Origin of the sequence: Trinickia mobilis (assembly GCF_017315705.1) — a bacterium.
GTDB lineage: Bacteria > Pseudomonadota > Gammaproteobacteria > Burkholderiales > Burkholderiaceae > Trinickia_A > Trinickia_A mobilis.
On record NZ_JAFLRF010000019.1, the window covers coordinates 70,254 to 82,648 of the forward strand.

Consider the following 12,395-nt stretch of genomic DNA (forward strand, 5'->3'; position numbering starts at 1 on the left):
GGACTGACCATTTGAGGAGGCTGGCGATCAATGCGGCGGTGGATCAAATCCGGTACGGCTGGGCGATTCCTACGATAGCGGATTGACTGAAACCATAGGCTGATGGCGGTGGCGCACTGGCCAGCACGTGGCGATCCGGCGACAAGTCAGTTGGCCCGGTTGACTGCGACGTGGCAAATGCTTCCACTCACAGGTTCATTTTCACTGCACCGATAGCGTCGACGAAAGCATCGCGACAGCCTTTCCTCTGGAAGTTGGCGGCTGCCTGCATCTTCATTCGAACTACTTGCCACGCGTCCAGCAGTCCAGCCCGAGAGCTGTCCCATGACCCAGGTGCGTGATACACCGCAATAAAACGGTACTTGTCCCCTTTGTGCGTGAACACGCTGCACCCATCGGACGGATCTCCTTCCCATGCATCCATCCAGGCGTGAGGAAACTCATGAAGTTCCGATAGTGGCAAAACCGGTCTCTGCCCTTTCGAAATCGGACTTGCAGCTAGTTCCCACAGCATTTTGGGTCCTGGAAACACCCTACCGCCCGACATTGCATCGTTCAGGTCCAGGTATGCCTGCAAGCGGAAATGTTCGGCCCCATCAGTGCCTAAATGCAGGAGACCGCCTTCTAGAAACTTGAGGGGGGCCACAGTCAGTCGGCGTGTTGAGGGCTCCCCGTCCGCCTCATATAAAGCTTCCAGGACCGAGTTGAACGCCTCCGAAAACCAGTCTCGAATCCCAGCAAGCACCTGTCCACAAACAAGCAGATCTTCGTGTTTCATATTGGAGACGGCACCGTCAATAACGTTGTTAAGTAGCCGCGAAGCGCGTACGTTACTGCTGCCAGAATAGGCCGCACCCAACGTATCGATAGAAGGAAAAGCACTCCGCGATCGATACGCAGCCTCTGTATGCCCCGCTGCGTTTGTAATCAGACTTCGGTAAAAGAGCGCCATCCGTCCGGCGTGCCCAGCGAGTTGCGCGAGCGGGCGCCATTCGGCGCCGCCGGCCTCGCGCACCATCACCGCGAACCAGACGATGCCCGCATCCTCAATCAAATAACCCCAGCGCCGCTCGCGGTTTTGCCCCGCAAGCCATCGCGGCACATTTTTCCCATCTTGGATTTTGCGCACCGCTTCGGTTGCACATATAGCCGTACGCAGCAACCAAAACTTGCCGCCGATCGACTCAAGCAGCACTTTGCGGTTCACGCTCCCGCCGGCAGTGATGGCGAACGACACGTCTACCTCGCACGCAACCGTGTTGTGCGAACGATCGAATACGAACCGGCTGTCGGGTACGTGGCGCACGCCCGCCGGGCCGGCGTCACGAAGCGCCGTGGCTGGAGACCCGTCCAGATCAGCCGTAGACGGAACCAGAACCTCCTCCGTGCTCTGGATCTGCGGATCCTTCGCAGATGCTCTCGAGAACCTCAGAACGTTCGATCCACTAGTGACCATTTGTCGTACACGCGTGCAATCGAACGCAGGCAAGTACGCGCTCGATTCCAGCGAAGTTTCTGCGGCAAGTTGTATGGGTAGCACGTTCTCGCCCGCACGTTTGGGCCGGACCTCAAGCGGCAATGCAATCGGCACTGCCGCGTCGCCGTCCTGCACAAACTTCGCGGTGTCGGGAAAAAAGACTGCATTTTCACGCTTTTCGCTCGTGATGGGAGTGGCGAGTATCGAATCATCAGCATCAAGCGAGTTGACATCAAGTTCGCCAATCTCATCCTTACGCTTGCCAAGATCCATCCGCAGGTCGCTGGCAATCTTTTCCCTGATCACGCGGTCCACCTGATAACGATCAAGCGTACCGTCGAGATAGGGGAATGTCACACCGAGGCGTGGCAGCCCTTCAGTTTTTCCCTGTTGCGCACTCGCGTAGTTTTCGATTCGTCTTCCGATTAGACTCCCAAGACGGTCGATCCGTCCGATACGCTGCTCAAGGTCGCCTGACGTCCACGCGACACCGTAATGTACGATGTTGTCGCAGAAGAGGTGCATGTCGACGCCTTCCTTTAGCACGTCCGTGCAAACAAGTACATTTGGGTGGGTCGGAAACTTAAACTGCGTAACGGCGTTTTGGTTTTCCAGTCGACTCGATCGTCCAATCACCGGCGACATCAGGCGAAACGCCATGTGTACGCGTTCGAGGCAAATTTGCTCCCAGCCGACAGCCGTTCCGCTGCGCAAACATTTATCGACGATAAGGTCGAAGTGCTCGATCCAGCGCCGGAACCTTTCCTTCCAGTTGGCGATATACGTCGCCAGTTCACGCAAAACCGACGCTTGGGCATTCTCGAGCATCCACAGGAGTTTGTCGGGCAGTTCAGTTGCGCCATCGGGTGTGCTTGAGACGTGCGTGTTGAGGATATAGAGATCTACGATAAAGTCGGTCTGCCGCATCGACTGCAGTAGGCATAGTTGCAAGGCGGCGAGCTTCCATGCATCCGGGGACGAATGCGTGGTGTTTGCGAAAAGCCACGCCTGCGTGCTGTCGGCGCGAAGTTGGGTCAGGCGTTCTACGCCGAGAATGGCCGTCAAGAAACGCAGCCAGCGTTCACCGTTCTTTACCCAAATTGCTTCATGCGCGTAAACGGCCTCGTCACTGCTGCTTTCGGGTCGTTTCAAGAGAAATCCGCGAAGGGGCTTCTGAGACGGATCCTTCGCGCTCAGAAGTCGCGAGCCAAATGAGACGAGCTTCCCATGGTGCTCCTTGATACCCGAGGCCCGTTTCAACGCATCAAAGTAAGGCAGGCTGACCGCGTCGCGATACGGGCTGCCACTCCCTGTCTCTCCTGATGTTCCGAAATCGTTGTCCTCGTGACTGTCGAGCGCCTGCGTGGGGATTTCGACGCTTTCCTCGTCAAGCGCGTCGCCCGAGTCATCCGCTCGGTTCCACCAAGATCCACCCGAATCCCATAATGACTTGCTCCGCTCCTCGAACTCTGGCTTGACAAGCAAAGTTCGCCATGCGGCGATCCGCTGATCGACCTGCTGCTGGAACCGCACGTTCAGCAGATCGCGAATCTCCTCGACTGTGTCGATGCGACGTACGAACACTAGCGTCTTGTCGTTGCTACCGTCTTTCAGACTGCGCTCAAAAAGTTCGTCAGTGGTGCGGTTGAGTTTGGCGTGAGGCAACGCAACAGACCGCGATACGATTGGTAGCGACCGGTTCAGGCGCGTCATCGCTTTCACAAAACTGTGATTCAGATCGTCGATGACGGTGCGGTCCAGCGCTATGTTCGGTTCGTCGTTCTGCTTGCTTTGCTTGCCGTCGCGAGCCGCTTCATACTCGCGCGCCACCTCAGGGTCAGACATTGCAGCCCTTTTGCGGCCAATGATCCGCCCTACCGATGTTGAGAGCGACTCGAACGACGCGCACTCGCCTTGTCGGAACTTGTTCTGTTTGCCCGCAAGCGCACCGACCAGTTGCTTCTGGACAAGTGCCATAGTCAGCGCGAGGAACGGATCGTCGGCACCTGAATACCGCACTCGCTCGTATTTCCGGTACTGGATTTTGCCGTAACGATTGTCCTGGCTATCGGCATAGGTTCGCGTGCGACGCACCATCATCTGGCCTAGCAGTTCCACCACGTCGGGCTTGGTGCCTGCTTGCGAATCAAGTTGCCACGTGATGCGACCGCAGCGAGCCTGATGTTCGCAATCAACGCAGTCGCGCGGGATTTGTACGGCGCGCTCGCGACCGCCGATCTCAGCGACCGACACTCTGCGGCAAAGATAGGTGTCGAGGCTCCGGATATCGCGCGTGCTGGAGTGTAATGGCGTGGCGCTCAGGAACAGCCAGCGCTCGACATGCCGCCGAAAGATCTGGTTGATGTGCCGATTTTGATAGTTACCCGTGTGCCGCAAGTACTGCGCTTCGTCGAAGATCACGAGGTCGAGCGGCTGGTTAGGTATCGGTTCGCAGTTTTCGTCGATCGTCGTGCCGTTGGTTAGCAACACTCCAATGCGCCGGCAGTAAGCCGCGCCGAGCGCGTGTGTCGCGTCCTCCTTCCACGTATCCGATCGTTCAGAGAAGCTCTCTACAATTGCCCTTTCGTCCTCCTCCAGATCCCCCGTGTCCGGCACGCCGACGAGCGCCGCATATTCTGCCAATATCGATTCGGGATCGGTGCCCTTGAACGTGAGCGGTCGGCTGAAAGACGAATACCTCAGCAGGTGAATTCGTGCATCGCCGAGTTGCAGCGCCTTAATGAAGTCACGCAGGTTATGGTGGAGGTGCAATTCCTCGAGTTGGCTGGCGTCGGCGGAACTGAGGAGCCGATCATCGAGCAGCGTGTAACACGTGCGCAGGAACTCCGACCACTCGCTTTGCCACTGGCGCTGCAGCGTCGCGCTCGAACAGACGATTACCACCCGCGAATCCGGCTTGCGCAGGAATTGAGTCGCGATCACGCCCATAGCCTGGCGCGTTTTTCCCATGCCGACTTCGTCGGATAGATAGGCGAAGCCCTTTAGCTCGAGTAGATGCCAGAGGCCAGCGACACCTTGGCTCTGCAGCTTGGCCTGCAGACTGGCTTTCGCCGAGCGCGCTGCATCGTGTCCGTCGAAATCGATGTACGACCGCACCATTCCCGCAGTCAGTTGGGCGGGGATGAGGTTTTTGCTATTCGGCATGCGGCGCTCCGGTTTTCTGACTTATCTCCTTGGTGATCTCGCGGCGGAACCATCCGAGGAAGTCATTGATCCGTTCGGGTGTTGCCGTCCCGAACATCGAGATGAACGAAGGTGAGTTGCCAATCAGAGACACCATGTCGCCATGGAGTTCGTCGATCTTCTCGTCAATATCCTTCAGGAACAACGGGCTTGACCTATATTGGCCGGTTCCATCCAGTCGATTCACGACGTCACGCATTTCCATCAGTTGGATATATCGGCCGATCTTTTCCTCGGGGGTCGTTGCGGGTTGTAGGGTTATTGCGCGGTAAAGATTCGCCGCGCCGTACGGTGCCTGCTTGTCATAGGGATCGCGGTTCTTACCCGCGCTGTCCGGCCTCTGGTAGAACTCGCGCAACTTCCACGTACCTTGGAACAGACCAAAGAAATCGAAAGTTGGCTCCGCCGACTCCTCTTCGCCGTCGCCACCGCCGAGGCCAAGCGCGGCACGTTCACGCGTCTTGCCATCTGGGGCATCGGGATTGAGACTGCGCAATAGTTCGAGAACTTTCTTCAAGCGCGGACGAGGCTGGTAGCCCAGTTCGTCGGGCAAGGCGTTAACCTGTGTGACGAGACCTCGAAATGTTGCCGTGCCGTCTTTCCCAGACGTGTATGAGACCGAGAACGAACGCACCGGTTGTGCGCCCTTGAACGGCAGGGGAGGCATCGTCTGCATTTCGCCTGCCGGCGTCGCGGCAAACTGATACTCGAAACTATCGACTCGCAGAACAATGTCACGAATCGATTGGTTGCTCGTAATGGTCAATTGAGCGCAAAAGACGCGTGCCCTCCAGTCACACAGTACGATGGCATCGAAAGGGGGAAGAGGCGGCGCGTTGTCCTCATCTTGCCTCGCCTCGGATGGTTCTAATTCGTTTTCGTCCAGCGGGTGAAAGCGACCGTTCCAGGGATCGGTACCATTCTTTAGGTCGTAACGAAACATCGCCTCAACGTTCGCGAGCGACTGGCCTTGAGGCGCGAGCATCGCTGCCTCTGTGAAGTTCGCGGAGCCGATGCAAAGCACGCGCGCTTCGGTACCGTCCTCGAGCATCAGCGCCTTAGCGTGCGTGTAGCGCTCGCCATCCGTGCAGAATTTGCGAAATCCACGCCGATAGCCCGGCGACGCGCTGAGCGTTTCGACTGGGAACCGGTATTTGCCGTCGGCGTTGAGCGACGGCACGAAGCGGCATTCGCCGACTCCGAGTTTTTGTACGAGCGTTTCGACGCCGCTCCAATACGGAGACACGACCGTCGCCGCGCGCCAAGACCGCGGTCCCTTTAATGCGTCAAGCAAAGAATGTCTTGTATCGCGTTCAAACGGCAGCGACAGATGTAACGTCGGCATGTCCGCGGTGTCTGACGCGACTTGGCTGGCGTCGGAGAGCGCTTCGAGCAGCGCCGTGAGGATCGCGCGCACATCGCCTTCCTCTTCGAGCGTTTCGCCATCCGCTGATGTGAAGTGGCGCTCCGCCTGGTTTGCGAGCCAGACCAGTAACGGGCGCAATTCATCAGCGTGTTGGCGTGCGACCACGGTCATGCCCACGACCTCGCGATTCACCGCCCAACCGGACAGTGTGAGATTCCCGCTGCCGACGGACAGCCACAAACCCTTTTCCTGCGTTTGCTTCAGCGTGCCGGCCATCAGCATAAGCTTTGGATGGAAGCGGCCTTCGGGGAGTCCGACTGGCAGTAGGCCGTAACGCATATCGCCTTTGGGCTCGGGGCACGTCGAGCGATCGCATGCCACCAGACACTTAATGACACTCAAATCTTCGTTGATCACATAACGTGTTTCCGATGTCCCTTTCAGTTCATCGACCGTATCACCCACCAGCAGCGGCAACACGTTTGCCTCGAAGAATTGCGACGCGAAGTTGAAAGTCGTGAAGAGGACATAGCGTGGATGGTCCGCTGAAAAGCGGTCGCGAATATGCTCGAGCGTACCGCGCATCACCGGATCAATTTTGGGTGGCGCTGCGCTCATGCCGGCTCTCCGAAAACTTGCGCGTAAAGATTCGACGCGGTATTGAGATAGTAATCGTTCATCCACGGAAAGCCGTCGACGAGCCGCTTTTTTGCGTCCTGTGGATTGCGGTCGCCTACGACCGGCAGCACGATGACGTCGCCTTCGATCAGCGCCAGCGAATCGCGCCCGCGCTCAGCCATGCATCGCTTGTGATAGTCCACCAACTCGCGCGTGAACGCGATCAGACACGCTCGGCGCGCGGCGGAACTGGCGGTGGGCGCGCTAGCCGCGAGGATACCGGCGAGGACCTGCATCTGCTTCATCCGAGGTGTTTCTAGTTCACTTCCGAGATGCTGGAAAGCCGCAGCACGCTCGCGCATTTGCGAGAACATTGCTTCGAGGTCGCTTGCGAGTTGCTCAAGTTTCTTGCCGGGCGATCCACGCACGAAGTCGAACACGTCTTGCATCACTAATAGGAACGGCTCGCAACGGAGCACGCATTCGATGTCGAGCACCAGTTCTTCTGACTGAAGAAGGCGGATGCGCTGCTCGAAGCTCAGGCCTTCCGTCTTCGATGCTCTTCTCAGCGCTAGGAAATCGCGCGCGAGGGTTCGCTGGAAGTCTTGGCCGAAAAGACTCTCCTGTAGTGTGGGCAGCAGTGTGTCGTCGTCGAAAGTGCGCTCGAGCGCCTTCGACAGCGCTGTGCCATCAAGGTGGCGTTGCGGTACGAGAGGGGTCTTCGCATGCGCGAGAGGGCCCGTCAGCGCACGGAGCAGTTCATCCGTGGCTTTCGGAGTCCAGTGACGATCTAGTTCTCTGCATACTTCGGGCTTGACTTTCCAGTTGTCGTCGACCAGACCGGCGCGTCGACTGGTGCCGCGGTAGTACTGGTACAGGCCGTTCGCGACGGTCTTGCCGGATTTAGTCGTCACATAAAAGTCCCTCTGTTCGGCGGCGAGCGTGTTGCTGCCGAAGCAGTAAGGGCGATCGTTGTGATAAAGCCAGTACTCGACAAGACCTTCCATCAGCCGAAAGAACTTGCGGGGCGCATCGTCATCGGCAAGCAAGGGTCGAAGTTTCTCTTGCTCGTGAGCGAGCCACTGAATTAGAACCACGGCTTTGATACCGTTGACTTGCCCGACAGGTGACGCCACGTGAGGAACGAGCTTTCGTCCGAACGCGCTCCATACAGGCAAGAGCCCAAGTGGATCGCGGCCACCGGAGGAGCGGCTTAACGCAGGATCAGGTTCCGTGAAGTAAGGCAAGCCGATGGCGACGGCGTTGGCGGTGATGCTTCGGTCGAGTTCAGTCATCGGGCGGCGATCGGATTCATGGCGTGGAAGGACGCAATTGACGTAACTGTTGGTATCGCGGAGTGGACTAGGTAAGCCGAAATCGTCGCTGCGGACAGGCACGCGAATGTCGAGTTTGCACGACCCTTGCCGAACGTTCGAAAGTCAGGAAGGCGACCTTCAAGATAGTGGAGTGATGTCTGAATCGCGTTCCTCAAAAACAAGGTACTTTCGCATATATGTCTCGTCCACCGGGTTATTGAGTCGCGGAAACGTGGTTGAGGACCATATACCCGACGCCGAACCAAACCGCTGTAAAGACTGCAATTGTCCCGATAATGGACAAGTGAATTCGGCGCACCTTTCCTGCCGCCCACTCCTTTGATTTCTGCAGTGCCGTCGATTGCTCCGCTAGCACTTCGCGAAGTTCGTTTAACTCATGATGGAGGTTACCAACCGCCTGCTGGGTAGTCTGTCGATCGATTGCTCGCTCCATCGCTACCGCCTTCAAATCCAGCTCAAATGTCTGTACTCTCTCCGTCACCGCATTCAACTGCGCTGCAACGTCTTTCTGTACGGTGTCTACGCGTCCTGTCCAACGGGTCTCCAGTTCGCGGCATTGATGAATGAAGTTTTCCATTTCCGCGCGAACGTGAGCATCCAGTTCAGCCACGCGCTGATCAAAGCTCTCAGTGAGGCGCTCAATAGATGCAACTGCAATCCGCTCCGTCTGTTCGGATAGCTTTCGAGCCTCCGTCAGTCTTTCGTCGAAGGCAGCAACCAGATGGTCTTTACTTTTTGCGACTTGAGATGCGAGCACGAGCAATTTGCGCTCAGTCTCGAGCGTATACTGGATGTCAAATGAATCTCGGACGAGGCGTTTTAGTTCGTCGCCTTGCTCATACAGTTTAGAGTGCTCGTCCGCCAATTCCTTAGCATTTCGCTCGATGCTCTCCGATAAGTGCTTGATCTCGCGTTGCTGGTTTAGAAGTTGTCCTTGCTGGCTTTCCAGCCTTCGCGCCTGGAACATGCTGATAACCATCAGTTGCCCCAGCGTCTTCGAGAACTCCGCCTGTACCTGCTGTGCGTCGAGTTGAGCGGTCTCGAGTTGGTCGCTGTTCCACCAGCGCGACCACGCGTTGCGCTCCTCGTGTTGAGTGCGGAACTTCTTCAGGTCGTCGAGTTGTCGAAAGATGCGCCGAAACCTATTGAGCACCTCATCGACGTTGACGGTCCCCAGCAACTCTTGTGGTACGTCAAGCTGCGCCATCTGTTCAATGATGTCTGCCACTTTTTTAGCCCAGTGAGTATTGAATCAAAAGATTTTCGAGCGCGTCATCGGTTTCCTTTCTGAGTGCTCGTGCTTCCTCGATGATTGCAGCCGTGTCGACTCTAAGTCCACCAGTCGTTCGTGCCAGTTCCAGAGCCGAGACCATGCTTCGCTCGTTCTGAATATATGTCGACGCGATCGTGTCGTTCTCACGCGCAACCTGTTCATACACCTGCGATTGGGAAAACTGCGAATCGATCAGCGTGGCCATTTGGCCGATCAGGGCCGCATCCGCGTCGGCGTTCCCGAGTTGCGCTTCGAGGAATTGCGTTCCTTTGTCCGACGCCCAATCGAACAGCCGATCGATGCTGAAGATAGTCAGCGCCGTCATCAGCCCCGTCAGGATGCCGGTGACTGCCGGTGCGAGCATTTCCGCGAGCGGTGCCAACAGGGGGAGCGACATGATGAATCCGCGGACCGACTGCTCGAACATCATCCCGAGTCCGGAAGTCACGACGCCTGCGATGAGTTTGGTCGCCGCGCGCGCGACGTCCATGCCCGTCGTGCCTGGTGGCGGTGACACGATCAACTTCAATGCAGCCCAGATGCCTTTGATGCCTTCGCGAATGATGGAAACGATTTTTGCCGACGTGGTAATAACGTTATTGATGACGAAAGTGAGGAAGTTGCTGATGAAGCCTTGAACGCCACCCGACACCAATGCGTCGAACGCATCACGCAATTTGCTTTTGACTCTTTCGAGCACGCGCTTCATCGCATCTACAATGCGATCGACGAGTTTGGCCTCTTGCGCAGGTTGTTTGACGATCGTTGCAATCTCGAGATACGACCCGTTGACGAACTCGAACATAAGCACGCCAATTGCTTGCCGCAGGGCGTTCTTTCCTGCTTCCGCCGCACCGGTCACCAGCAATTCCTTGCCGTGATAGACCACGCGCTCTTTCGCTGTCGGCATATGCTTGTCTATCGCGGTTCGAGCCTTCTCGACAATTGGCTTTGTGATCGATTCGTCGAATCCGTTCTCGGTGGACAGATACTCCTCCGGTCGTTGCGCGCGCTTCTCATTGTTGGTCGCGTGGGTCGTATAGGTCAGATTGTCCGGTTCTGAACTCATTTGTTTGCGGCCGGTCTTGTCTTTCATCCAGCCGCCTTGCTGGTGTGCCTCTTTCATCGATACAGTGTGGTCGAGTTCGGCGTCCATCACGAGCTTGCCGTCTTTGTCGACGCGCTTGGTCGGAGCTTTCTGGCTGGTGTAAGCATCCAAAAACTCTTGAGAGTTCATGGTCCCGTCCTTGACCATCTGCTGCTTTTTCTGTTTCTTTGCCGTGGAGTAATCGTAGTCCGTTCGCTTGTACTGCTCTGACTCCTTCGCGAATATGTCCCGCTCAGCATTATGCTGGGTCGTCACATTGCCACCGAGCTTGTCGTCGAACATCGCTGGCGTTAGACCGAACGGCCCGATGATCTGCTGCAGCACCTGTTCGCGGCAACTCGTCATAAGTTCGTCCAGACGTTGTTCCCGTAGTTGACGCGCGTTCGGAATGGAGGGCGTATTCCGTACGTCAGCCGGCACTGTAAGGCTAGCGGGCGAGGGTTCGCCCAAGACGCCGGCTAATCCAGTCTCGGGAAACGTCTTGAATGATGTGGTCTCGTTTGAATCCATGGTGGTTTGTGTTCGACACGTTTTTGCCAGGATGTCGCTAGTCGATATATCGACTCCTCAGCGGAAACTTTTAGGCACGCGGTGTGTGACGCTGCATTTGGCTATCCACCTCGCGCAAATATGCAGACTAGCGGATCGCTGACGCATCCGATCCTGTCCATCCCTACGTCGGGATTGAGCACTCGACTTGCGTGTAGGTCGAGGTCACGATCGTGTGCAGGTTAACGTTCCAATTCGTCGTTCGCGTCTTGCGATCGTCCGGCTCCCCCCTCGAGGGCCAACTGAAAGAGTGCCATTTCGATATCGGCGGCCCTCCACGGCAGCGGTTTGTTGTCTTCTCCAGGACGCAGAGCTTGTGAGGTCTCAAGCCTATCTTTCAGATTGGACAAGATGCTAATGAACGATTTGTACCCTTCTCGCATGCTGTTTCGGTTGCCATCGAAGACGCGACGAAACGGGACTTCAAGCTGGGCGCTCGCCAGGTACCTTCGAATCTGGCTATCGAGTGCCCCATAAGTCTCGGGCCGCAAGAATCGGAGCAACTTTGAGGCGTAGGAAAGCCCCATGCCGGGTATGTCCAAGGCTGCATCGATAGCGGCTTCGGTGTCGTCGAGTGCGCTGCATACCTTCCAGAAGGCCTGTCCGAGGTCGTAGCTGCCCAACTGCAACTCGAATTTCTCGAGCACGCCGTTCTGGCTGCCACCCCAGTGGATCATTTCGCGAATCAGATAGACGGGCGTCTCAGCCGGAGGAACAGCAACGACGCGTGCAAACCGACGCTCAAGGCTACTAATCCACTCAAAGCTAGGGAACTGGTCGGTGTCATATCCCCACAGACTGTGCCGGTTGTGCCACCGATAACGCTTGTACAAGTCTGGGATGTCATTGATTTCTATTGGCATTTTGCGTTTTTGCTTTGTTAGACTGCCACGTGCCCATTCGCTCTCGCCATCGACTTATCGGCAGTGTTTTCAATTTCTGAAGTGTTGGCGGCGCGATGCGTTCGCAGAACTGCCGCGCGTTTCGGGATGGTCCTGGCGCGGTAGATGGTTTCCGTTCAAAAATCCTCAGCCCATCGTTCCCAAAACCCCGGTTCGTCGTGGTGAGCGTTCTTTCGAGCGTACTCGAGGCTGATGACGAGGAAGCGCATATGGGGAAAGCGCAGCGACCCGTCCGGATACTCGAGGAAGGCTTCGAGTTCGCGATACCCTGGATCCTCGCGATCAAATGGAACATTGATATAGATCGACCCGCGATAGCTGCGCATCACCCTTTCATCCGCGACTTCCCCACAGAACTCCCACACGTAGCCATGGGCATCGAGCCATGCGATGAGTGCCGCACGCGCGGGGTGCGCCTCCCAGTGGTGCGGCGAACGCTCGCCGGCGGGGGCGTCGAAGAACGTGACGAACAGCGCGTCGCGCTGCTTGCGACGCGCGATCGCGTCAATATGCTCGATCAACTGCGGCATCCAATCCTCCGACGGTAAAAACTGCGCCAGA

7 protein-coding genes are annotated in these 12,395 nt (G+C 57.0%); all 7 read right to left on the reverse strand.

The window, feature by feature from the left end:
* Positions 1 to 187 precede the first annotated feature (187 nt).
* The 7 genes from J3489_RS23335 to J3489_RS23365 all read right to left on the reverse strand — a co-directional run bounded on the left by J3489_RS23335 (position 188) and on the right by J3489_RS23365 (position 12,364).
* A complete protein-coding gene (locus tag J3489_RS23335; protein ID WP_207002095.1) occupies positions 188 to 4,642 on the reverse strand; it encodes a DEAD/DEAH box helicase in 4,455 nt (1,484 codons plus the stop codon).
* The gene (locus tag J3489_RS23340) at positions 4,632 to 6,665 is read right to left on the reverse strand and encodes a phospholipase D-like domain-containing protein (RefSeq protein ID WP_207002097.1); all 2,034 of its coding nucleotides are present in this window, start codon (positions 6,663 to 6,665) and stop codon (positions 4,632 to 4,634) included. The genes J3489_RS23335 and J3489_RS23340 overlap by 11 nt, the downstream gene beginning before the upstream one ends.
* Positions 6,662 to 7,960 (reverse strand): hypothetical protein, encoded by a 1,299-nt coding sequence (locus J3489_RS23345; protein ID WP_207002098.1) that lies wholly within the window; start codon positions 7,958 to 7,960, stop codon positions 6,662 to 6,664. The genes J3489_RS23340 and J3489_RS23345 overlap by 4 nt, the downstream gene beginning before the upstream one ends.
* A 235-nt stretch (positions 7,961 to 8,195) precedes the next feature.
* Positions 8,196 to 9,230, reverse strand: coding sequence for a coiled-coil domain-containing protein (locus J3489_RS23350; RefSeq protein ID WP_207002100.1), 1,035 nt, complete (start codon positions 9,228 to 9,230; stop codon positions 8,196 to 8,198).
* A gap of 4 nt (positions 9,231 to 9,234) precedes the next feature.
* Positions 9,235 to 10,893, reverse strand: coding sequence for a phage tail family protein (locus J3489_RS23355; RefSeq protein WP_207002102.1), 1,659 nt, complete (start codon positions 10,891 to 10,893; stop codon positions 9,235 to 9,237).
* 221 nt (positions 10,894 to 11,114) lie between these two features.
* Complete coding sequence (locus J3489_RS23360) at positions 11,115 to 11,795, reverse strand: hypothetical protein (protein ID WP_207002103.1); 681 nt, start codon at positions 11,793 to 11,795, stop codon at positions 11,115 to 11,117.
* Between the two features lie 155 nt (positions 11,796 to 11,950).
* Complete coding sequence (locus tag J3489_RS23365; protein ID WP_207002105.1) at positions 11,951 to 12,364, reverse strand: hypothetical protein; 414 nt, start codon at positions 12,362 to 12,364, stop codon at positions 11,951 to 11,953.
* Positions 12,365 to 12,395: the final 31 nt, after the last annotated feature.